The 21,793-nt window shown below is 69.4% G+C and carries 20 protein-coding genes, 1 tRNA gene and 1 other RNA gene; 17 read left to right on the plus strand and 5 right to left on the minus strand.

Features of this window, described 5'->3' with window-relative positions:
• The first annotated feature begins 29 nt into the window (after window positions 1-29).
• From E3O57_RS13715 to E3O57_RS13750, 9 genes are all read left to right on the plus strand, one after another.
• The gene (locus E3O57_RS13715; protein ID WP_103459704.1) at window positions 30-779 is read left to right on the plus strand and encodes a phosphatase PAP2 family protein; all 750 of its coding nucleotides are present in this window, start codon (window positions 30-32) and stop codon (window positions 777-779) included.
• A gap of 31 nt (window positions 780-810) precedes the next feature.
• Window positions 811-1,977, plus strand: coding sequence for a hypothetical protein (locus E3O57_RS13720; protein ID WP_103479833.1), 1,167 nt, complete (start codon window positions 811-813; stop codon window positions 1,975-1,977).
• 78 nt (window positions 1,978-2,055) lie between these two features.
• Complete coding sequence (locus E3O57_RS13725; RefSeq protein WP_103479832.1) at window positions 2,056-3,333, plus strand: saccharopine dehydrogenase family protein; 1,278 nt, start codon at window positions 2,056-2,058, stop codon at window positions 3,331-3,333.
• A 136-nt stretch (window positions 3,334-3,469) separates the two neighbouring features.
• Window positions 3,470-3,910 (plus strand): DUF805 domain-containing protein, encoded by a 441-nt coding sequence (locus tag E3O57_RS13730; protein ID WP_103459707.1) that lies wholly within the window; start codon window positions 3,470-3,472, stop codon window positions 3,908-3,910.
• A gap of 27 nt (window positions 3,911-3,937) precedes the next feature.
• On the plus strand, window positions 3,938-4,846 hold the full coding sequence (locus E3O57_RS13735) for a hypothetical protein (RefSeq protein WP_103479831.1): 909 nt from the start codon (window positions 3,938-3,940) through the stop codon (window positions 4,844-4,846).
• A gap of 60 nt (window positions 4,847-4,906) precedes the next feature.
• On the plus strand, window positions 4,907-5,050 hold the full coding sequence (locus E3O57_RS18740) for a hypothetical protein (RefSeq protein WP_165787989.1): 144 nt from the start codon (window positions 4,907-4,909) through the stop codon (window positions 5,048-5,050).
• Window positions 5,051-5,144: 94 nt separating this feature from the next.
• Window positions 5,145-5,582 carry a DUF805 domain-containing protein gene (locus tag E3O57_RS13740; RefSeq protein ID WP_103479830.1) on the plus strand — a complete coding sequence of 146 codons (438 nt, stop codon included), beginning with the start codon at window positions 5,145-5,147 and terminating at the stop codon, window positions 5,580-5,582.
• Window positions 5,583-5,656: 74 nt separating this feature from the next.
• Window positions 5,657-7,030, plus strand: coding sequence for an FAD-binding oxidoreductase (locus E3O57_RS13745; RefSeq protein ID WP_103479829.1), 1,374 nt, complete (start codon window positions 5,657-5,659; stop codon window positions 7,028-7,030).
• Window positions 7,031-7,107: 77 nt separating this feature from the next.
• The gene (locus E3O57_RS13750) at window positions 7,108-7,890 is read left to right on the plus strand and encodes a GNAT family N-acetyltransferase (RefSeq protein ID WP_103479828.1); all 783 of its coding nucleotides are present in this window, start codon (window positions 7,108-7,110) and stop codon (window positions 7,888-7,890) included.
• Window positions 7,891-7,935: 45 nt separating this feature from the next.
• On the opposite strand, the gene E3O57_RS13755 is transcribed toward E3O57_RS13750, so the two are convergent.
• A complete protein-coding gene (locus E3O57_RS13755) occupies window positions 7,936-8,490 on the minus strand; it encodes a hypothetical protein (protein ID WP_103459712.1) in 555 nt (184 codons plus the stop codon).
• 179 nt (window positions 8,491-8,669) lie between these two features.
• Here E3O57_RS13755 and E3O57_RS13760 point away from each other — a divergent pair, with 179 nt between their 5' ends.
• The 3 genes from E3O57_RS13760 to E3O57_RS13770 are packed head-to-tail and all read left to right on the plus strand — an operon-like array spanning window position 8,670 to window position 10,976.
• Entirely contained in the window at window positions 8,670-10,037 is a 1,368-nt protein-coding gene (locus E3O57_RS13760) for a TrkH family potassium uptake protein (protein WP_174776278.1), read from the plus strand.
• A complete protein-coding gene (locus E3O57_RS13765) occupies window positions 10,030-10,743 on the plus strand; it encodes a TrkA family potassium uptake protein (RefSeq protein WP_241980260.1) in 714 nt (237 codons plus the stop codon). Before E3O57_RS13760 ends, E3O57_RS13765 begins: the two co-directional genes overlap by 8 nt.
• The gene (locus E3O57_RS13770) at window positions 10,740-10,976 is read left to right on the plus strand and encodes a ferrous iron transport protein A (protein ID WP_088455122.1); all 237 of its coding nucleotides are present in this window, start codon (window positions 10,740-10,742) and stop codon (window positions 10,974-10,976) included. The genes E3O57_RS13765 and E3O57_RS13770 overlap by 4 nt, the downstream gene beginning before the upstream one ends.
• Window positions 10,977-11,072: 96 nt before the next feature.
• Here the strand turns inward: E3O57_RS13770 and E3O57_RS13775 are convergent, their stop codons facing one another.
• From E3O57_RS13775 to E3O57_RS13790, 4 genes are all read right to left on the minus strand, one after another.
• Window positions 11,073-12,416 carry an RNA polymerase sigma factor gene (locus tag E3O57_RS13775; protein ID WP_103479827.1) on the minus strand — a complete coding sequence of 448 codons (1,344 nt, stop codon included), beginning with the start codon at window positions 12,414-12,416 and terminating at the stop codon, window positions 11,073-11,075.
• Window positions 12,398-12,769: a YciI family protein gene (locus tag E3O57_RS13780; protein WP_103479826.1), complete on the minus strand. Its 372-nt coding sequence runs from the start codon at window positions 12,767-12,769 to the stop codon at window positions 12,398-12,400. The genes E3O57_RS13775 and E3O57_RS13780 overlap by 19 nt, the downstream gene beginning before the upstream one ends.
• A gap of 159 nt (window positions 12,770-12,928) precedes the next feature.
• A complete protein-coding gene (locus E3O57_RS13785; protein ID WP_241990421.1) occupies window positions 12,929-14,350 on the minus strand; it encodes an MFS transporter in 1,422 nt (473 codons plus the stop codon).
• Between the two features lie 178 nt (window positions 14,351-14,528).
• A tRNA-Ser gene (locus E3O57_RS13790) sits at window positions 14,529-14,616 on the minus strand.
• Between the two features lie 120 nt (window positions 14,617-14,736).
• Here E3O57_RS13790 and ffs point away from each other — a divergent pair.
• The 5 genes from ffs to E3O57_RS13815 all read left to right on the plus strand — a co-directional run bounded on the left by ffs (window position 14,737) and on the right by E3O57_RS13815 (window position 21,474).
• Window positions 14,737-14,833: signal recognition particle sRNA small type (gene ffs / locus E3O57_RS13795), an RNA gene on the plus strand.
• Between the two features lie 178 nt (window positions 14,834-15,011).
• A complete protein-coding gene (locus E3O57_RS13800) occupies window positions 15,012-17,483 on the plus strand; it encodes a phosphoketolase (protein ID WP_103459713.1) in 2,472 nt (823 codons plus the stop codon).
• Between the two features lie 2 nt (window positions 17,484-17,485).
• Window positions 17,486-19,702 carry a phosphate acetyltransferase gene (gene pta / locus E3O57_RS13805; protein ID WP_088455127.1) on the plus strand — a complete coding sequence of 739 codons (2,217 nt, stop codon included), beginning with the start codon at window positions 17,486-17,488 and terminating at the stop codon, window positions 19,700-19,702.
• Window positions 19,699-20,892: an acetate/propionate family kinase gene (locus E3O57_RS13810; RefSeq protein ID WP_103432747.1), complete on the plus strand. Its 1,194-nt coding sequence runs from the start codon at window positions 19,699-19,701 to the stop codon at window positions 20,890-20,892. The genes pta and E3O57_RS13810 overlap by 4 nt, the downstream gene beginning before the upstream one ends.
• Before the next feature lie 165 nt (window positions 20,893-21,057).
• Window positions 21,058-21,474: a YccF domain-containing protein gene (locus E3O57_RS13815; RefSeq protein ID WP_088455129.1), complete on the plus strand. Its 417-nt coding sequence runs from the start codon at window positions 21,058-21,060 to the stop codon at window positions 21,472-21,474.
• Window positions 21,475-21,793: the final 319 nt, after the last annotated feature.

Here is a 21,793-nt window from a genome sequence, read left to right on the forward strand (position 1 = left end):
TCCCACCGGAGCCGATCTACCATGGGGTGATGGACCCATCCCGAACGCCTGAGACTGAGCCCACTCCACCCGAGCGCACCGGGCCCGACGCCGCGGCGGATGCGCCCGCCCGCCGGATCGCGAGGCGCTGGCCGCTGATTAGCGGCGCCGTCGCCGTCGTGCTCGCCTTCCTGCTCGGCGCCCTGATCCTCACCCGCGGCAACGGCCGCCCGATCGAGGCCGACGCGGAGTGGATGGAGGAGATCCTCGAGCACCGCTCCCCGGTCTGGGAGGTCCCGGCGCTGGTGATGAACTTCCTCGGCGCCGGCATCGCCGGGGTGATCGTGATCCCCTTGCTGATCGTGGTGACCCTGCTTGTGCTCCGGCGGCCCTGGGCGGCACTCTACTTCGTGATCGCCACCGTGGTCAGCGCCGGCCTGGTACAGCTGCTGAAGACCCTCTTCGGCCGGGCCCGCCCCGAAGACATGCTGATCACGTCGGACTTCGGTTCCTTCCCCTCGGGGCACGTTGCCAACGCCGCCACCATGGCAGTGGCGCTCGGGATCATTTTCCCGTGGCTGTGGGTGTGGATCGCCGGTGCCGTGTACACGGTCGCCATGATGGTCAGCCGCACCTACCTCGGCGCGCACTGGCTCACCGACACCATCGGCGGGCTGCTGCTCGGCGCCGGCGTGGCTGTGGTCCTGTGGGCGCCGCTGGCGGCCAAGCTCGACGGCGAGAACACCATAGCCAGGCGGCGGGCGGCCGCACCAGCGAAGGCACCAGAGTCCAACCGGTGATCCACCGGGACTCACCGATCGGGAACCGGAGATGACCGCATCGGGCGGCGCCGGGCTGCCCGACCGTGCCGATGACTCCCTGGTCAATCCTGCCGGGCTGTACGTTCTGCGGGCCCGGGCAATCCCGGGTGGCCGAGTCGAGGTCGGCGGGTTCGCGACCTTCCAGGCCGTGCGCGTGCGGGTGGATGGGGTGAGTTCCCAGGGCCAGATCGAAATTTTCGGTGATCTCCCGCCACACGGGGTCTACGGGCGCCACGACGACCCGCAGGTGAACGGGGTGTTCGGCCGGGTGGACTTCGGCTGGCTGAGCCGGTTCTGGCTGACCCGCACGTCGACCTTCGACACCATCGACGAGACCACCCCGCGGCCCGGCGTGCTGGCGCAGATCGATGGGCTGGAGGTCGGCCTGGCCGACACCTGCGGCACCGTGAGCCTGGCCGGGGTACCGCAGCTGCAACTGATCTGGCTGGGTGCGGGCGAGCCGGCCGGCGACGGCTGGGCTCTGGATGGTTACGGGGCGTTCACGAAGCTGGTGGACCGTAGCCTGGTTTCGGTGGTGCGCCACGTGGAGTGGACGGCCATCTGGCGGGATCTCACGGTGCAGGTGGCGACCATCCGCAACGGACGGGCGGTGATCTTCGCCCCGAAGGGCGGGTTGCCGCCGTTCGATGCTCCAGAGATCGCGCGTGCCGAGAACATCCACAGCGGCTGGTCGGCCGTCGTTCCGTTCGAGCAGCTGAGCCTGCGGTCGTGGACCTCCACCGAGCGTCCGCTGGGTGCCGGAGTCGTGGCCGACTGCGTGGGCCTGGTGCGGGGGCGCTCTGCGCTGGTCGCGCGCCCCGCAGGGCCATTCGGGCCCGGCGAGGACCCGGTGCCGGCCCCGGGGAGCGAGATCGTCGCCAAGAAAGGTCGGGGCCAGACCGTCACCGACGATTTCGTCGTGCTTCCGTATTCCCGCTATGGGCGTGCGTGGGATTGGCGGGTGACCGTTGACGAGAGCGAGGTGTCCGACCTCCGGCAGGTGACCGCGACCACCACCTGGCAGGGCCAGACCTACACCGTCGAGGGCGGAGATGACAGCGGGGCACTCGTGTACCTCAACCGCACCTCGGTCGACGCGAACGAGACGACACCCTTCGTCTACACGGCGCAGCCCGCCGATCGAAGTGTTCTGCCCGTCGACTCCATCTTCTGGTAGCGGCGGGAACCATCCGGCTGGCAGACGGATGTGGGCCGGAGGGCTGACATCCCGGCCCCCGCACGCTAGCTTCGGGGAATGAAGATCCTTCTCGTTGGGGCGGGTGGCGTCGGTGACGCCTTCGCGAAGATCATTGCCCGCCGTTCCTTCTACGAGCACGTCGTGGTGAGCGACTACGACCTGGGCCGGGCGGAGCGCACGATCGCGTCGATCGCCGCCCGCCACGGCGGGGAGACCGCCGCCCGGTTCACGGCGGCGCAGATCGACGCATCCGACCCCGAGGTGGTGACCCGGGTGGCACGCGAGCACGGGGTCACCCACGTGATGAATGCCGTGGAACCGAAGTTCGTGCAGAGCATCTTCACGGGTGCGCTGGCCGCCGGCGCCGACTACCTCGACATGGCGATGAGCCTGAGCGAGCCGCATCCGACCGATCCGCACGCGCAGACCGGCATCAAGCTCGGCGACGACCAGTTCGAACAGGCGGGTGATTGGGAGACCAGCGGCCGGCTCGCGCTGGTGGGCATGGGCGTGGAGCCCGGCCTGAGCGACGTCTTCGCCCGGTACGCGTCCGATCACCTGTTCAGCGAGATCGACGAGCTCGGCACCCGGGATGGCGCCAACCTGGTCGTGCGCGACGAGGCCGGAAACGAGATCTTCGCGCCGTCGTTCAGCATCTGGACCACCATCGAGGAGTGCCTGAACCCGCCGGTGATCTTCGAGAAGGACCGCGGCTGGTTCACGACGCCGCCGTTCAGCGAGCCCGAGGTCTTCGACTTTCCGGAGGGCATCGGCCCGGTGGAGTGCGTGAACGTGGAGCACGAAGAGGTGCTGCTGATGCCGCGCTGGCTGGATGCGAAGCGGGTCACCTTCAAGTACGGCCTCGGCGAGGAGTTCATCGGGGTGCTGCGCACCCTGCACCTGCTCGGCCTCGACAGCGTCGCGCCGGTGCGGGTGCGCACCGCGGACGGCCCGGCGATGGTGGCGCCACGTGACGTGGTCGCGGCGAGCCTGCCCGACCCGGCCACGATCGGCCCGCGGATGACCGGCAAGACCTGCGCCGGCGTCTGGGTGACCGGCCTGGGCCTGGATGGTGCGCCGCGGGAGGTCTACCTCTATCACGTGAGCGACAACGAGTGGACGATGGCGGAATACGACGCCCAGTGCGTGGTCTGGCAGACCGCGCTGAACCCCGCGATCGCCCTGGAGTTGCTCGCGACCGGGGTATGGACCGGCACCGGGGTGCTCGGCCCGGAGGCCTTCGACGCCAAGCCCTACCTCGACCTGATGGCCGCTCCCGAACCCGCCGGCTACGGCCAGCCCTGGGGCCTGGACGAGCGCACCCCCGCCCCCTGACCGGGCCCGGCACGCCGGCATCCACGCTCTCAGGCCACGGATGCACCGGCCCGGGCCGGTTCGACGCCGCTGCTAGGGTGAACCACTGCGGTAGTCCCCTCCGGACGGCCCATCAAATGGGGGATTTGAGAACACAATGCTGACTCCGCTCGCGGCCATTAAGTCCGTTTTCCGTAACTACGCCACCCTGGCCGGGCGGGCGCCGCGCAGCGAGTTCTGGTGGTTCACGCTGTTCCAGGTTGTGCTCTACGTCGTCGTGATGGTGCTCGGCGGTCTCGGCGTCGGTAACTCGCCCGAGCCCGACTCGGTGCCCCCGTCGATGGCCATCGCCCTCGGTATCGTCGTGGTCGTGGGACTGGGCTTGATCATTCCGAACATCACGGTCTACGTGCGTCGCCTGCACGACGCCGACTTCTCCGGGTGGCTCTACTTCCTCGCCTGCATCCCGTACCTCGGCGTCATTGTGATGGTGGTCTTCGCGCTGCTGCCCAGCCAACCGAACGGCGCCCGCTTCGACGCTGCCCCGAACACCGGCAGCGCCATGCCGGCCTGGAACACGAGCAAGACGCTCTCCTGACGCCGACGTGACACCCCGAGGAGTCGCATGACAATTCTCCAGAAGGCCGTCACCCCGCAGCTCAGCCACGCCTATCTCACCGCCGGGTGGGACCGGGTGTCCGGGTTCGTGGTCACCGTGCCCGCCGCGGCATTCGCCACCACACCCGCCCAGCTTTTCGACGTGCATGGGCTGGGCTTCCCGGGGTCGCCGTTCACTCCTGACGACCCGTACGTCGACGTGATCCGGTTTCCGGCGCGGGCGAGCCTGCGGCTGGAGAACGCGATCGGCGGCGTCGACCAGGCCACCCGGGCGCTCACCGGCGGCCCGTTCGTGGACCGGCCGCCGTTCACCGGCACCGGTTTCGCCCCGGTCGCCGGACACATCGTGCCGGTCTGGTGGATGCGGCACACCCGGCTGGTCCCCGACACCCACCTGGTGCGGGTGTTCGCCGACGGGACCTCGACCGAGCTGGCCGTGTTCCCCAACATCGCCGACGGCTGGATGGTGGACGGCGCATCCGTGGGTCGCTCGACCCCGTTCTCGCGCTACATCGGCACGTTGGCCGAGTGGAACGGGGTGCACCTCACCGCCGACGTGATCGACCAGGGCCGCCGCATCGTGTTGGCGACGCACTCGCAGCCCACCGATGAGCGTTTTGTGCGCACCGGCCGCGGCATGTGGAAGTACGAGATCCCGTTCGACGAGGCGCAGGGTGTGCTCGAACTCGACATGGAGGCGAACTGGAACGGCCTGAACCTGCGGATCGTCGACGAGTTCGCCGACACCGACGGCACCAAGCTGTACCGCGGCTGCTACCTCGACCACAACGCCGACCTCGCCGAGGGGCTGCGGCTGGCCAAGGTGGATGCCGGGGTTTACGAGATCACGGTGCCCGCCGCCAGCGTCGGCGACATCCGCACCACGACGCTCACCCAGTCGTCCTGGGCGGAGTAGCCAGCCCGCCCGGTGCCGCCGGCACAGCTCGTGCTCGACCGGCGGCGCTAGAGTCTCCCCATGGATGACGACGATTACGAGAGCCGCCCGGTCGGTTTCATGGGAAAGATGCGCGGCGGGCTCAAGGGGCTCACCTGGGTGCTGATCCTGTCCCTGATCGCCATCACGGTCGGCGCCACGTCGCTGCTGTTCCTCTTTCAATAGACCGGATGCGCGCGCCGCCCCGGTAGCCTGAAGGTGGGGGCGCACGGCCTCTGTCGGCCTGCGCCGACCCGATGGAGCCGACGAAAGAGACCCCATGCTGACACCCGCCGCGGCGATTGCCTCCGTATTCCGTAAGTACGCCGACTTCACCGGCCGGGCGCCGCGCAGCGAATACTGGTGGTTCGCGCTGCTGCTCTGGGTCTTCTTCGGGGCCCTGTCGCTGCTGCAGCTGATCCCGACCGGCATCGACCGGAACGGGTACCCCTCGCACAACTTTGAGATCGTCTACATGCTGGTGGCCCCGATCGTCGCGATCGGCGTGCTTCTGCCCGGCATCGCGGTGCTCGTGCGCCGATTGCACGACGCGAACTTCTCCGGCTGGTTCGCGCTGCTGGGCCTGATCCCGGGCGTGGGCGCCATCATCCTGCTGGTCTTCACCCTGCTGCCCAGCAACGCCGCCGGCGCCCGGTTCGACGTGACCCGGCAGCCGAAGGCGCCCGGACTCTCCTTCCAGGGCTCGGGCCTGCGCTAGGCGCCTACCGGGCGCGGATGCGGGATGATCTCCCTATCGAGTGGGACCATCCGGCAGACGAAAGCGGTGCGCGCATGATCAACGGAGACGTCTCTTTCTGGTGGAACCAGATCGGCCGGCCGGCGCCGCGGCCGCCGCTGCCCGGCTCCACCCGCGCCGACGTGTGTATCGTCGGCGCCGGGTACACCGGCCTGTGGGCCGCCTACTACCTCAAGAAGGCTGCCCCGCAGCTGCGCATCGTGATCCTCGAGCAGCGTTTCGCCGGCTACGGCGCATCCGGCCGAAACGGCGGCTGGCTGACCAACTCGGTCACCGGTGGGCGCGAACAGTACCTGCGGAGCCACGGCCGTGACGCGGCCGCCGGTTTCCAGGCCGCCATGAACGACACCGTCGACGAGGTGATCAGGGTCGCCGCGGTCGAGGGCATCGACGCGGACATCGTCAAGGGCGGCGAGTTCACCGTCGCCTACGACCGGCCGCAACAGCGACGCCTCGAGGCCGCGGTGCGGGCCGAGCAGGCCTGGCCGCACACGGATGTCGAGCTACTGAGCGCCGAGGCCGCCACGGCGCGCATCAATGTCGCCGGTAGCACCGGCGCGATGTGGCACCCGCACTGCGCGCGCATCCAGCCGGCCAAGCTGGTCGCCGGGCTCACCCGCGCCGTCCTGGCGCTGGGCGTGGAGATCTACGACGACAGCCGGGTGAGCGAGATCACCCCGCAGACCGCCCGCACCCGACACGGCACCGTGCAGGCCGAGTTCATCGTGCGCGCCACCGAGGGCTTCACCGCGGGCCTGGCCGGACTGCACAGGGCCTGGCTACCGATGAACTCCTCGTTGATCGTCACCGCACCGCTGCCCGCCGCCGTCTGGGCCGGCATCGGCTGGGACGACCGGGCCACCCTGGGCGACATGGCGCACGCCTACATGTATGCCCAGCGCACAGCGGATGACCGCATCGCCATCGGCGGCCGTGGGGTGCCGTACCGGTTCGGCTCCCAGACCGACTCCGACGGCCAGACCCCGGCGAGCACCATCGAGGCGCTCACCGGCATCCTGCACAGGTTCTTCCCCGGCACCGCGGATGCGGCCATTGAGCATGCCTGGAGCGGCGTGCTGGGCGTTCCCCGCGACTGGGCCGCGACGGTGGGCCTGGACCGGCAGACCGGTCTGGCCTGGGCGGGCGGCTACGTGGGCACCGGCGTGGCGACCACCAACTTGGCCGGCCGCACGCTCACCGACCTGATCCTCGGCCGCGAGAGCGCCCTGACGGCGCTGCCGTGGGTGAACCACCGGGTGCGCAACTGGGAGCCGGAGCCGCTACGCTGGCTGGCCGTGACCGCCCTGTACCAGGCCTACACGCACGCCGACCGGGCCGAGCTCACCCGCCGCCGCAGCACCTCGCCCCTGGCGACCCTCGCCGACCGGGTCTCCGGCCGCGGCCACTAGCTCGGCATCCGCCCGCCGCCCGCGCCTCGCCCCCGCCGGCCCTCGATTCAGGCGCCGTCCTGTGGTGTACTCGTGGAATGAGCGTTGCTGAGCAGAGCGTGACCGAGGCCTACAGGCTGGCCACCATCGCCGCGGCGTCGGCCGCGGTGACGGTGCGAGCGGCGGAACCGCGCGACCTCGACGGCATCATCGGCCTCTTCGAACGCACCTGGGGGGTGGGGCGCAGCCCCGACCGGGCGATGCTGCTCGCGCTCGACTTCGCGGGAAACCCGGTGCTGCTGGCCACCCAGCACGGCAAGCCGGTCGGCGCGACGCTCGGGTTCCTGGGCTGGACCGACGGGGTGCACCTGCACTCGCACATGGCCGCGGTGGTGCCGTGGCACCGGGGCGGCGGCGTGGGCTACGCCCTCAAACTCTTTCAGCGTGCGCTGTGCCTCGAGCAGGGCATCACCGAGATGCGCTGGACCTTCGACCCGCTGATCCGCCGCAACGCGCACTTCAACCTGGTCAAGCTCGGGGCCGAGGTGACCGGGTTCCTACCCGATTTCTACGGCCGGCTCGACGACGTCATCTCGGGCAGCGACCGCAGCGACAGGTTCGAGGTGCGCTGGAGTCTGGACTCCCCAAGGGTGCTGCACGCTCTCGCCGGCGGACCCGTCCGGGACTGGACCGCCGTGACCAGCTGGCCGCTCGACGTGGATTTCGAGCAGCTGCGGGCCGACGACCCTGTCGGCGCCGCCCGACGCCGGGAGGACTCCAGGCTGGTCTTCGCCGAGGCGCTCGGCCGCGAACTCCGCCCCGAGCTCACGGCGGACAACGACTACGTCTTCACCACCGACGCCAGCGACCCGCTCGGCTAGGGTCCGGCCGCCGCCGCACTTCAACCCGGGGGAATCGAGGAACCGTCAACGGCCGAGGTCGGCGCCCGGGTCGAAGTCTTGCGGTGCCCGGCCGGTGATCCGGCGTTCGAACCAGTACAGGAGTTCGGGGCGCAGCCGGTTGAGCTCGGTGAGGGTCATCGGGTCCGGCACACGCACCACGGGGGCGCCCAGCTCGTCCACGACCGTGTCCATCGCGCCGCGAGAATAGAACTGTCCGCGCATCCGCACCAGGAGCTGACCGTCGGCGCCGGTCACGAAAAGCTGCGGGTGCGTGTCGATCGCGCCGCTCTGGTACAGCTCGAGAACCACGACACTGGCGACCTGCTCCACCGGAAAACTTGTCACCTGGCCGAAGAAGCCCCGCTCGGAGATGCCGGTGTCGTCGACCCAGACGCAGGTGCGCAGAAAACCGACGATGCCGACGGCGGCCCCGAGCATCACCAACAGCTGCACGATGAGGACCGGAATCCACTCCCCGAGGGGGATGGTGAGCCAGTAAAGGACTGCGAAGACGGGGGCGAAGAAGGCCAGTATCGAGAGGGTCGTCTGACGCAGCAGATGCCCGTGGGGTCGCAGCACTTGCACACGCAAGGCCGTACCCGTGATTTTGCCCACCCTCGTATCCCCTCCCCCCGGTGTACTACAGAGTATGCCCCATGCCCCGGCAACCCAGTAGACACCGTTCGGGGGGTACGCGCGATAGGGCAGGGCGAAAATCTCGTGCGCACGGGGTCGCCCAAGGGTCGTAGAGTGACACAGTGAACTCGCGGGCGAAGACGGGGCCGGGCCTCGGCCGGCCGAGATTCCGCCTGCACCCCGCCCAGGCGGTGGCCGCGGGTTTCGCCCTCACGATCCTCCTCGGCACCGGACTGCTCTCATTGCCGATCGCCAAGGTCGGCCCCGGCGGGGCGTCGTTCGCGGAGGCGATCTTCACGGCCACCTCCGCGGTCTGTGTCACCGGGCTCACCGTGGTCGACACCGAAACCTTCTGGACCCCGTTCGGCCAGGTCGTGATCCTGGTCCTGATCCAGATCGGCGGTTTCGGCGTGATGACCTTCGCGTCGGTTATCGGGCTGGCCGTGGTGCGACGGTTGTCGTTGCGCTCCCGCGTCACCGCCGCATCCGAGGTGCGCAGCGTGGGCCTCGAGGACGTCAAGGGCCTGGTGCTCGGCGTCGTCACCATCTCGCTGATCGTGGAGGGTGTCGTGGCGGTGCTGCTCAGCCTGCGGTTCCTGTTCGGCTACGGCGAGCCGCTCGGCCGGGCGATCTGGTTTGGGGTGTTCCACGCGGTGTCCTCGTTCAACAACGCCGGCTTCGCGCTGTTCAGTGACAACCTGATCAGCTACGCCGTCGACCCGTTCATCTGCCTACCGATCGCGGCGGCCGTGATCCTGGGCGGGCTGGGCTTCCCGGTGATCGTGCAACTGCGGAAGCACCTGCGGTCGCCGCTCCTGTGGAGCATGAACACCCGCATCGTGCTTGCCGGCACCATCACCCTGCTCGTGGCCGGCACGGTGTACATCACCGCCGTCGAATGGTCCAACCCGGCCACGCTCGGCCCGATGGACTGGCCGGCGAAGATCCTGGTCGGCTTCTTCCAGTCGGTGCAGACCCGCACCGCCGGGTTCAACAGCGTGGACATCGGGGCGATGGACTCCGCCAGCCTGCTCGGCATGGATGTGCTGATGTTCATCGGTGGCGGCCCGGCCGGCACCGCCGGTGGCATCAAGATCACCACCTTCGCGGTGCTGTACTTCATCCTCGTCGCCGAGATCCGCGGCGACGGTGTGGTGAACGTGTTCGGCAAGCGGCTGTCCAGGGCCGTGCACCGACAGGCCATCTCGGTGGTGCTCCTGGCCGTGTTCGTGGTCGTCGCGTCGACGGCCGTTCTGATGGTGCTCACCGACCTCACCCTCGACGTGCTGCTGTTCGAGGCGATCTCGGCGTTCGGCACCGTCGGGTTGTCCACCGGCATCACGGCGAATCTGCCGCCGGCCGGTCAGGCCATCCTGATCATGCTGATGTTCATCGGCCGGCTCGGGCCGATCACCTTCGCCTCCGCCCTCGCCCTGCGCGAGCACCCGGTAACGTACGAACTCCCGAAAGAGAGGCCCATCATTGGCTAAGTTCAGGTCGTCATCGTATTCCCTGTTCGGCCAGCGGCAGACCGCCCGCCTGGCCGAGGAGGACTCCGTGGTGGTCATCGGCCTCGGCCGATTCGGCAGCGCCCTCGCGCTGGAACTGATGGACAGCGGCACCGAGGTGCTCGGCATCGATGGCGACGAGGAGATCGTGCAGGCGCACAACCGGCTGCTCACCCACGTGGTCCGGGCCGACTCCACCAAAGAGGAGACCCTGCGGCAGCTGTCGGTGCCGGAGTTCAGCAGCGTGGTGGTCGCCATCGGCAGCGACATCCAGGCGAACATCCTCACGGCGTCGCTGCTGATCAAGATGGGCATCCCCAACATCTGGGCGAAGGCGGTGAGCGAACCGCACGGCGAGATCCTGCGTCAGCTGGGGGTCAAACACGTGATCTCCCCGGAGAAAGACATGGGCAAGCGCGTCGCGCACCTGGTGCGCGGGGTGATGCAGGACTACATCGACATCGGTGAGGACTTCGCCCTGGTGAAGACCGCCCCGCCCCAGGAGATCCTCGGCAAACCGCTGAGCGAGACCAGGGTGCGCACGGTGCACGGGATCACCGTCACGGCGTTCCACCGGGCCGGCCAGGGCTGGAGCTACGCCACCATGCAGACCGTGATTCTCGCCGGCGACATCATCCTGGTAGCCGGGCAGACCGAGCGCGTCGAATCGTTCAGCCGACTGCCGTGACGGGTCCCGTCGAGTTTCTCACCGGCACCGCCCTCGGCACCCGGGTCGTGGTGCGCACCCGCATCGCCGGCGGCTACACGGATGCCCTCGGCTACCTGCGTTCCTGCGACACCACGCACTGCACAGTGGAGACCAAGCGCGGCACACTGACGCTGGCGCTCGCAGAGGTCGTCGCCGCCAAAGAGGTGCCGCCGCCCCCGCCACCCCGCCCCCGCCGCCACGTCGGCGAGTAGCCCCGCCCGACAACTGTTGCCCGTGCGCAGAAGCCCGCTTCGGCAACAGTTGCTGCCGGGGCGTGAACTGGGCGCGGCCCGCGGACGGGTTGCGGCTCAACCGGGCGGCAGGGCCCCGGCCCGACGCCGCAATGCCGCGCGCAGCCGCTCATCACCGGCCAGCTCCACCGCCCGGTCGTACGCGGCGCGGGCATCCCCCACCCGCCCGGCCTCGGCGCACAGGTGCGCCCGGGTGGCCCAGAACGGCTGGAACGACGCCGTGTCCGGGCGGTCCCGGGCCACCGCGTTGAGCACGTCGAGCCCGGCCGTCGGCCCGTCCACCTCGCCGATGACCGCGGCCAGCGCCACCCGGGCGCCCGCGGTGGGGGAGAGGCGCACCAGCGCGGTGTGCAGGGTCCTCAGCGCCGCCCAGTCCGTCACCCCCGAGCGGGCCCGGTCGCAGTGCGCCGACTGGATCGCCGCTTCCAGCTGGAACCGGCCGATCCGGCCCAACGGTTGGGCTCGCCGCAGGTAGCGCTCCCCGCGCTCGATGAGGGCGGTGTCCCACAGAGCCGGGTCCTGGTCGTCGAGGGCGACGAGCTCACCCCTGCCGCTCATCCGGGCCGGCAGCCGCGCGATCGAGAGAGCCAGCAGGGCGGCCAGGCCGAGCACCTCCGGCTCCTCGGGCAGCAGCGCGGCGAGGGTCTCGGCCAGGTACAGTGCTTCGCCGGCCAACGAGTCCGGCACGGCACGGGCATCCGGCTCGGCGCTGGCCCAGTCGATCGCGTAGGCGCCATAGACAGCCTCGAGCACGGCGGGCAACCGCTGGGGCAGGTCGGTGAGCGACGGCAGCACGAACGGGATGCGCGTGGCGCGGATGCGCCGCTTGGCCCGCACCAGCCGCTGCGCCATGGTCTGCTCCGGCACGGCGTATGCGGCGGCGATGTCGGCCGCGGTCAGGCCGAGCACGGTGTGCAGCATCAGCGGGGTGCGCACGGCCCGGTCGATGGCCGGGTGCGCGCACACGCAGAGCAGCTCGATGCGCTTGTCGGGAATCGCCTCGGTGTCGAGGGACTCGAGCGCATCAATCCCCACCGTGCCGGCGCTGCCGACCCAGGCGTCCGGCCCCGTGCGCCCGGGTCCGTTTGCTGTCGATCGGGCGCCGTCCCGCGCGGTGCCGTCGAGCGCGCCCTCCGCCAGAGGGGCACTCAGCCGCACCGCCGCGGATTTCCACAGGTCCCTGAGCCGATTGCGGGCCACGGTGAGCAACCATCCCTCCGGATTGTGGGGAACACCATCGCGTGGCCAGGTGATGAGCGCACGCTCGAAGGCGTCCGAGAGCGCGTCTTCGGCGGCCGCGATGTCGCCGGTGGGCGCGGCCAGCACGGCGAGCAGGCGCCCATAGGAGGCGCGGGCGGCCAATTCCGCCCGCGCCAGGGCGGTCACGCTACCTGGTGCCATTCGCCGTCGGTGAACACGATCGCCGACGGGCGCACCTCGATCGCCCCGTACTGGGCGGCGGGGCATTTCCCGGCCCAGTCGAGGGCGGCGTCGAGGTCGGGCACCTCGATCACGAAGGTGCCGTTCAGACGTTCCTTGGTGTCGGCGAACGGGCCGTCCTGAATCTGCAGGGCGCCATCCCGCAGCGACACCGTCGTCGAGGCCGACACGGGCTGCAGGATGTCGGCGGACACGAGCACGCCCGCCGCGTCGAGGGCCTTTCCATAGGCGTCGAACGCCGCCCGGCCCCATTCCATGTCCTCTTCGGTGATTCCGGCGTCCCCGGACTCCTGGCTGATGAGCGAATATTGCATGAGCTGTCCTTTCACGCGTTACGGATACTGACACCCCTATGACGACTGAACCAGTCCCCAATCGACATCCGCCCCGCAACTGTTGCCCGTGCGGACATTTGCGCCCGGCGCACCGGGACCATTTGTCCGCTTCGGCAACAGTTGCTGCCGCCGTGCGGCTCAGGCGGACGGAACCGCCACGGCCGCGGGCGCCTCGTCGCGGCCGACCCGGCCCACCAGCAGCAGGCCGCCGACCGCAAGCAGCGCCGAGAGCGTGAACGAGGCCGTATAGGTGGCGGTGCCGCCCAGCGGCGCGAAGGCCACGAACACCACGGCCGTGGCCGCCAGGGCCAGCGCCGCGCCGATGGAGTCGGCGATCAGTAGCGCGGAAGAGTTGAAGCCCTGCTGCTGGGGCGCCGACAGCCGCAGCACCCGGCCGCTCTGCCGCGGCACAAGGGTGCCCATGCCGGCCCCGGCAACGGCCCAGCCGGCGATGGCGACGGCGGGCGCCAGGCCCAGGGCGCTGGTCAGCGCCGACGCGGCGATCGCCACCAGCAGCAACGCGCTGCCCAGCAGCATGCTGCCCGCATCGCTGAGAACCGTGGCATACCGCCCCTGCAACCAGGACGCCAGAGCCCAGGTGACCCCCGCGCAACTCAACGCCAGCCCGGCCAACACGGGGGAAAGCCGGTACTCGCCGGTGAGCAGCGCCGGCAGGTACACCTCGGTGGAGAGGAACGCCCCCGACACCAACCCGCGGATCGTCATCACCACGGGCAGTCCACGCCGGCCGCTGAGCGTCCCGGCCGGCAGCAGCGGACGCAGCGCCACCCCGGCCAGCACGAACGCGGCGCCGGTGCCCACCCACAGCAGCGCGCCGGGCAGCTGCGCCGCCATCGACGCGCAGAGCACCGCCGCCGCCGCACCCAGCGACCACAGCGTTCGCGACAGCCGCCACGGTTCCCGCACACCGACCGGCCGCTCCCGCTCCGCCGCCGCGATCGCAACCAGCCCGGGCCGCAGCATCCCCATCGCCGCCACCACCAGCACCACTACGCCGAGGAACACCCACCGCCAGCTGGTGTACTCGGCCACCAGACCCGCAATGAACGGCCCGATCAGCGACGGCACCACCCAGGCGCCGGCGAAGGCGCCGAAGATCGCCGGATGCATCCGCTGCGGATACACCCGTGCGACGACCACGTACAGCGACACGCTCAGCGCCCCGCCACCGAGGCCGTGCACCAGGCGTCCCACAATGAGGGCGGGCATGGATGCGGCGGTGCCGGCGATCACCAGGCCCACCACGAACAGAACCACGGCGGTCAGCACCACGGGCACCGGCCCCGAGCGGTCCGCCCAGTTGCCCGCGGCCACCATGCCCACTACGCCCACGGCGAGCGGACCGGAGAACGCCAGGGCGTACAACGAGTCGCCGTCCAGCGCCGCACTGATGATGGGCATGACCGTGGTCACGGCCAAGGCCTCGAACGCGGCCAGGAAGATCAGCGCGAGGATCCCGACGGTGACCCAGACGTGCTCCCGGCCGAAGATCGAGGCCGGGCGCAGGGGGACCGAAGGCGGCGAGGAGGGGAGGGGCACGAGAGCGATAGTAAGACCTCAACCGTGGTTGAGGTCAACCCGAGCGGATGCGGCCACAACGACAGCCGGCAGCAGCCCGCCGCACACCCGCCGAACCGTTCCGGCCCGCACTGGCTGTTGCTTCGGCGACAGTTGGGCGTTAAAAACGGAAACGCCCGCTCGAAAGCGGGCGTTTCACTGGCGGAGAATGGGGGATTCGAACCCCCGAGGGCTTTCACCCAACACGCTTTCCAAGCGTGCGCCATAGGCCACTAGGCGAATTCTCCTGAGCCGGCCGAATCGTGAAGACAACGACCAGGGAAAATCTTACCTGCTTCCGGGGGCCCCGAGTGACACGTCACCAAACCGCCGGTTTTGGGCCCGGGGCCCGGACGCCCTAAACTGGCAATGGCTCCTCGCGTGGCGCTATCTCAGCCAACTCCCCCAGGACGGAAACGTAGCAAGGGTAACTGGGCTCTGGTGGGTGCGCGAGGAGTTTTACTTTGCCCGGATGCTGCCCGGATGCTGCCCGGATGCGCCCCCGAGTGCGCCCCGGATGCGAACCGGTCAGCCTAGCCCTATCGCCGGCGAGCAAAGGGGACCAACGTCCCCCCGGAGCAGGAATCGTCGCTCCTAGACTTGGACGGCGCCTGTGGCGCCCATAGAGCACTTGGAGTCCGTGATGGTTCATTCGTCCAACGCCACCTCATTCACCTGGCCCAGCCGCCTGCCGCACGCGTTGAGCGCCGAAGCTCTCGCCAGCGTCGACGCGTGGTGGCGAGCCTCGAACTACCTCTCGGTCGGGCAGATCTACCTGCTCGACAACCCGCTGCTGCGGGAGCCGCTTCAGAAAGAGCACATCAAACCGCGGCTGCTCGGCCACTGGGGAACCACCCCCGGCCTCAACTTCCTCTACGCGCACCTGAACCGGGTCATCCGCGAACGCGAGATCAGCACCCTCTACATCACCGGCCCCGGCCACGGCGGGCCCGGCATGGTCGCCAACGCCTACCTCGACGGCACCTACTCCGAGGTCTACTCGAGCATCGACCAGTCCGAAGACGGCATCAAGGGCCTGTTCCGCCAGTTCTCCTTCCCCGGCGGCATCCCCAGCCACGCCTCACCCGAGACCCCCGGCTCGATCCACGAGGGCGGTGAGCTCGGCTACGCGCTCAGCCACGCCTACGGCGCCGCGTTCGACAACCCCGACCTGCTCGTGGCCGCCGTCGTCGGTGACGGCGAGGCCGAAACCGGCCCGCTGGCCACCAGCTGGCACTCCAACAAGTTCGTCGACCCGCTGCAGGATGGCGTCGTGCTGCCGATCCTGCACCTCAACGGCTACAAGATCGCCAACCCCACCATCCTGGCCCGCATCCCCGAGAGCGAACTGCTCGAACTCATGCGCGGCTACGGCCACAACCCGCACATCGTCTCCGGCGGTTTCGACGGCGAAGACCCCCTCGCCGTGCACCAGCGCATGGCGCAGACCATGGACGAGGTGCTCAACGAAATCGCCTCGATCAAGCGCGCCGCCCTCGCCGGCGACACCAGCCGGCCGCGCTGGCCGATGATCATCCTGCGCACCCCCAAGGGCTGGACCTGCCCGCCCGTCATCGACGGCGTGCAGGTGGAAGACTCCTGGCGTTCGCACCAGGTGCCGCTCGTCAACGCCCGCGACACCCAGTCGCACACCGACGTGCTCGAATCCTGGCTGCGTTCGTACCGTCCGGAGGAACTCTTCGACGACGCCGGCGCCCCCGCCGCCAACATCACCGCGCTCGCCCCGCACGGCGACCTGCGCATGAGCGCCAACCCCGTCGCCAACGGCGGGCTGCTGCGCCGCGAGCTCAAGCTGCCCAACTTCCGCGACTACGCGGTGGAGGTGCCGACCCCCGGCGCCACCGTCGACGAGGCCACCAAGGTGCTCGGCATCTGGATGGCCGACGTCATCCGCCAGAACCCGGACAACTTCCGTATCTTCGGACCCGACGAGACCGCATCCAACCGGCTCGCACCATCCGTCTACGCCGCCACCGACAAGCAGTGGAACGGCGAATACCTGCCCGAAGACACCAACCTTGCCCGCGCGGGCCGGGTCATGGAGATGCTCAGCGAGCACCAGTGCCAGGGCTGGCTCGAGGGCTACCTGCTCACCGGCCGGCACGGCGTCTTCAACTGCTACGAAGCATTCATCCACATCATCGACTCGATGTTCAACCAGCACGCCAAGTGGCTCAAGGTCACCCGCGAGATCCCGTGGCGCCGCTCCATCTCGAGCCTGAACTACCTGCTCTCCTCGCACGTCTGGCGCCAGGACCACAACGGATTCAGCCACCAGGACCCCGGTTTCATCGACCACGTCGTGAACAAGAGCGCCGACGTCGTGCGGGTGTACCTGCCCTTCGACGCCAACACCCTGCTGTCGATCTACGACCACTGCCTGCGCAGCGTCGACTACGTCAACGTGGTCGTCGCCGGCAAGCAGCCGGCGCCGAACTGGCTCACCATGGATCAGGCCGTCGCGCACTGCGAGCGGGGCCTGGGCATCTTCGAGTGGGCCGGTACCGAGATTCCCGGCACCGAACCCGACGTGGTGCTCGCCGCCGCCGGCGAGGTGCCCACCCTCGAGGTGCTCGCCGCCGCCAAGATCCTGCGCGAGGCCATGCCCGACCTCAGCGTGCGCGTGGTCAACGTGGTCGACCTGATGCGCCTGCAGAGCGAGGACGACCACCCGCACGGCCTGAGCGACCGGGAGTTCGACGCCTACTTCACCGCGAACAAGCCCATCGTGTTCGCCTACCACGGCTACCCGTGGCTGATCCACCGGCTCACCTACAAGCGCCACGGCCATGGCAACCTGCACGCCCGCGGGTACAAGGAGAACGGGACGACGACGACGCCGTTCGACATGGTCATGCTCAACGACCTCGACCGGTACCACCTGGTGATGGATGTCATCGACCGGGTGCCCGGACTCGGAGCCCGTGCCGGACTGCTTCGCCAGCAGATGCAGGATGCCCGCCTGCGTGCCCGGCAGTACACCCGCGATCACGGAGAAGACATTCCCGAGGTCACCGACTGGGTGTGGGCTGGGAACGATGCCGCGGCAGCCGCTGCGCGCGCACTAGATACCACCGGCGGGGATAACGTATAACCGTGGCTCGAAGCATTTACATCACCTCCGCCGAGGGAAATACCGGCAAATCTACTATCGCCCTGGGTGTTCTTGACACCCTGTTGCACTCCATTGAGCGGGTGGGTGTCTTCCGTCCGATCGCTCGCTCCAAGCACAAGCCCGACTATGTGCTGGAACTCCTGCTCAATCACCTGCAGGCCCGCAAGCCCGTCGGTACCCACTCCGTCGCGCAGCCGGCGCTCAGTTACGACGAGTGCGTCGGCGTCACCTACGACGACGTGCACGCCGACCCGGATGCCGCGCTGGCGCGCATCGTGGCCCGTTACAAGGCCGTCGAAGCGCAGTGTGACGCCGTCGTGGTCATCGGCAGCGACTTCACCGACGTCGGAAGCCCGACCGAACTGGCCTACAACGCCCGCATCGCCGCGAACCTCGGCGTGCCGGTGTTGCTCGTGCTGGCCGGCCGGGTGGCCTTCGGTCAGGGCGAGGGGCTCAACCAGAGCGACCAGCTCGGCCAGAGCGAACCGCGCACCAGTGACGACATCCGCCAGCTCACCGATGTGGCCCTGACCGAACTCGCGTCAGAGCACGTCTCGCTGCTGGGCGTCGTGGTCAACCGCGCCGACCCCGCCAACCTCAACGGCCTCATCGCCGCGGTGCGCGAGGGCGTCGACAACACCCCGGCCACCGCGGATGCGCTGCACGCCGCCGTTGTGCCCGTCTGGGCCATCCCCGAGGACGCGTTCCTCGTGGCCCCGAGCATGAAGACCATCCTCGAAGCCACCCACGGCACCCTGGTGCAGGGTGACCCGGAGCTGCTTTCCCGTGAGGCGCTCAGCGTCGTCGTGGCCGCCATGTCGATGGTCAACGTGCTGCCCCGCCTGGCCGAGGGCGCCGTCGTCGTCATCCCCAGCGACCGCCCCGAGGTGCTCCTCGCCGCCCTGATGGCCAACTCGTCCGCGACCTTCCCGTCGCTGGCCGGTGTGGTTCTCGTCGGCGGTTTCGCGCTGCCCGAGTCGATCGAACAGCTCATGAAGGGCCTCGCCCCGTCGGTGCCGATCATCCGCACCGACCTGGCCTCCTACGAGGCGGCCCTCCGTATCACCCACACCCGCGGCCGCCTGGCCGCCGACTCGCAGCGCAAGCACGACACCGCCCTGGCGTTGTTCGAGCAGCACGTCGACGGTGCCGCCCTGCTCGACCGGCTCAAGGTGAGCCGCGCCGACGTGGTCACCCCGCTGATGTTCGAGTACACCCTGCTCGAGCGTGCCCGGCAGAACCGCATGCGCATCGTGCTGCCCGAGGGCGACGACGACCGCGTGCTGCGCGCCGCCGCCACCCTGCTGGCCCGCGATGTGGCCGACCTGATCATTCTCGGCGAAGAGTTCGAGGTGCGCTCGCGCGCCATCGGCCTGGGCCTGGACATCGCCAAGGCGCAGGTCGTCAGCCCGTTCGACGACGTGCTGCGGATGCGTTTCGCCGAGGAATACGCGCGCCTGCGCTCCCACAAGGGCGTCACCATCGACCAGGCCCGCGACGTCGTCACCGACGTCTCGTACTTCGGCACGATGATGGTGCAGCTCGGCCTGGCCGACGGCATGGTCTCCGGCGCATCGCACACCACCGCGCACACCATCCGGCCCAGCTTCGAGATCATCAAGACCCGCCCCGGTGTGTCCGTGGTCTCCAGCGTGTTCCTGATGGCCCTGGCCGACCGGGTGCTCGTCTACGGCGACTGCGCGGTCAACCCCGACCCCACCGCCGCCCAGCTGGCCGACATCGCCATCTCGGCGTCGGAGACGGCCATCGAGTTCGGCATCGAGCCGCGCATCGCGATGCTGTCGTACTCCACCGGCGTCTCCGGCAACGGAGCGGACGTCGAAAAGGTGCGGGAGGCCACCGCGATCGTTCGCGAACGCCGCCCCGACCTCGCCGTCGAAGGCCCGATCCAGTACGACGCCGCAGCGGATGCCGCCGTGGCCGCCGCCAAGATGCCGGATTCGGACGTGGCCGGCAAGGCCACCGTCTTCATCTTCCCCGACCTCAACACCGGCAACAACACCTACAAGGCGGTGCAGCGCAGCGCTGGCGCCGTGGCGATCGGCCCCGTCCTGCAGGGTCTGCGCAAACCCATCAACGACCTTTCCAGAGGAGCCCTCGTGCAGGACATCGTGAACACCGTGGCGATCACCGCCATTCAGGCCGCATCTCTCGCAGCGGTGGTGGCAGCCGTATGACCGCCATCCTCGTCATCAACTCAGGTTCGTCCTCGTTCAAGTACCAGCTGATCGACATCGACACCGAGACCGAACTGGCCGGCGGACTCGTCGAGCGCATCGGTGAGGCCAGCGGACACGCCCGGCACACCAACACCGCCTCGGAGGCCGGCCGCCAGGAAGCGAACCTGCCGATCCCCGACCACACCGCCGGTTTCGACGTCATGATCGCCGCGTTCGCCGAGCACGGCCCGCAGCTGTCCGACGCCAACCTCATCGCCGTGGGCCACCGCGTCGTTCAGGGCGGGGCCATCTTCACCGGCCCCACCGTGATCGACGACGCCGTTCAGCAGCAGATCAGCGACCTCGCCGACCTCGCCCCGCTGCACAACCCCGCCCACGTGCAGGCCATCGTCGCCGCCCGCACCAACTTCCCCGACGTGCCGCACGTGGCCGTCTTCGACACCTCGTTCCACCTCACCATGGCGCCGGCCGCGTACACCTACGCGATCAACACCGAGCTGGCCGCCAAGCACGACATCCGTCGTTACGGTTTCCACGGCACGTCGCACAAGTTCGTCTCAGAGGCCGCCGCCGAGTTCCTCGGCCGTCCCCTGAGCGAGCTGAAGACCATCGTGCTGCACCTCGGCAACGGTGCGTCCGCCACCGCCGTCGACGGTGGCAAGTCGATCGACACCTCGATGGGCCTCACCCCGCTGCAGGGCCTGGTCATGGGCACCCGCTCAGGCGACATCGACCCCGCCGTGCTGTTCCACCTGCACCGCAAGGCCGGCCTGTCGATCGAAGAGCTCGACACCCTGCTCAACAAGAAGAGCGGCATGCTCGGCCTCACCGGCAACGGTGACATGCGCGACGTCGAAGACGCGGCCGTGGCCGGCGACGCCGTGGCCCAGGCCGCGCTCGACGTCTACTACCACCGCATCAGGGGCTACGTGGGCAACTACATGGCCCAGCTCGGCGGCCTCGACGTGATCGTCTTCACCGCCGGTGTCGGCGAGAACTCCGGCATCATCCGCGAGGGCGCCCTGCGCGGCCTCGAGGGCCTCGGCATCGAGATCGACCCGGCGAAGAACGACCCGTTCTCGCGCGTCGCCCGTGTTGTGTCGACGGATGCGTCCCGCGTCACCGTGCTCGTCATCCCCACCAACGAGGAGCTCGAGATCGCCCGCGAAACCCGCGCGGTCATCTAACAACTCGGCCGCTGGTCGAGCTCGTCGAGACCTGAAGGCGGAGATTCTCCCGACACGCCGCATCCGCTGCCACGCAGCGCGGCGTGTCCCGAGAATCTCCGCCTTTGCTGTCGGTCTACGCCGATCAACGGATGCCGACCGGCCGACCGCGAGTAGAATTCCGGCGTGCGCACACTCCTCAACCTGATCTGGCTCGTCCTCTCCGGCTTCTGGCTGTTCCTCGGCTATGTCGCCGCCGGCATTGTGCTCTGCATCCTGATCATCACGATCCCGTGGGGCATCGCGTCGTTCCGCATCGCCGGTTATGCGCTCTGGCCGTTCGGCCGCACCGTCGTCGCCAAGCCGTCGAGCGGAGCCTTCTCGTTCCTCGGCAACGTGATCTGGGTGATCCTGGCCGGCTGGTGGCTCGCCCTGGCCCACATCGTGTCGGGCATCGCACTCTGCATCACCATCATCGGCATCCCGCTGGGCATCGCCGACTTCAAGATGGTGCCGATCTCGCTCGCGCCGCTCGGCAAGGAAATCGTGCCCATCGGCGGCGGCGCGTTCGACCAGGCCCGCGCCCAGCGCACCGCGGCCTAGCCGCACCACCCCGGCGCGCCAGCGCATGCCGCGCGTCCGGAGGCGCCGGGCCGCCGTGCCCGGTGGGCGATTTTCCGATTCGGCGTGACGTTTGACGACCCGCCACCGTCCTACCCATAGCGGCGCCCGCCATCCAGGACAGGGCAGCGAGAGCCCTAAGGGGAAATGGACATGGGAAAGCTCATCTCCGGCGCCACCGAGGTCGATTTCGAGGACCGCGCGCTGGTGCACTTGCAGAGCGTCATCGGCTCAAGCTTCGCCGCGGCGAGAGCTTCGCCCTCTTCTGGAGCGACCCGGCCGCGCCAGACGAGGCGCAGCC

The sequence above is a fragment of the Cryobacterium sp. TMN-39-2 genome (assembly GCF_004402745.1).
In the GTDB taxonomy this organism is placed as follows: Bacteria; Actinomycetota; Actinomycetes; order Actinomycetales; family Microbacteriaceae; genus Cryobacterium; species Cryobacterium zongtaii.

What these genes read in the sequence shown, in the direction of transcription:
- E3O57_RS13745 (WP_103479829.1), top strand. Translation starts at nt 5,657, where the DNA reads ATGATCAACGGAGACGTCTCTTTCTGGTGGAACCAGATCGGCCGGCCG.
- E3O57_RS13750 (WP_103479828.1), top strand. Translation starts at nt 7,108, where the DNA reads ATGAGCGTTGCTGAGCAGAGCGTGACCGAGGCCTACAGGCTGGCCACC.
- E3O57_RS13720 (WP_103479833.1), top strand. Translation starts at nt 811, where the DNA reads ATGACCGCATCGGGCGGCGCCGGGCTGCCCGACCGTGCCGATGACTCC.
- E3O57_RS18740 (WP_165787989.1), top strand. Translation starts at nt 4,907, where the DNA reads ATGGATGACGACGATTACGAGAGCCGCCCGGTCGGTTTCATGGGAAAG.
- E3O57_RS13715 (WP_103459704.1), top strand. Translation starts at nt 30, where the DNA reads ATGGACCCATCCCGAACGCCTGAGACTGAGCCCACTCCACCCGAGCGC.
- E3O57_RS13775 (WP_103479827.1), bottom strand. Translation starts at nt 12,416, where the DNA reads ATGGCACCAGGTAGCGTGACCGCCCTGGCGCGGGCGGAATTGGCCGCC.
- E3O57_RS13730 (WP_103459707.1), top strand. Translation starts at nt 3,470, where the DNA reads ATGCTGACTCCGCTCGCGGCCATTAAGTCCGTTTTCCGTAACTACGCC.
- E3O57_RS13780 (WP_103479826.1), bottom strand. Translation starts at nt 12,769, where the DNA reads ATGCAATATTCGCTCATCAGCCAGGAGTCCGGGGACGCCGGAATCACC.
- E3O57_RS13740 (WP_103479830.1), top strand. Translation starts at nt 5,145, where the DNA reads ATGCTGACACCCGCCGCGGCGATTGCCTCCGTATTCCGTAAGTACGCC.
- E3O57_RS13725 (WP_103479832.1), top strand. Translation starts at nt 2,056, where the DNA reads ATGAAGATCCTTCTCGTTGGGGCGGGTGGCGTCGGTGACGCCTTCGCG.
- E3O57_RS13810 (WP_103432747.1), top strand. Translation starts at nt 19,699, where the DNA reads ATGACCGCCATCCTCGTCATCAACTCAGGTTCGTCCTCGTTCAAGTAC.
- E3O57_RS13735 (WP_103479831.1), top strand. Translation starts at nt 3,938, where the DNA reads ATGACAATTCTCCAGAAGGCCGTCACCCCGCAGCTCAGCCACGCCTAT.
- E3O57_RS13800 (WP_103459713.1), top strand. Translation starts at nt 15,012, where the DNA reads ATGGTTCATTCGTCCAACGCCACCTCATTCACCTGGCCCAGCCGCCTG.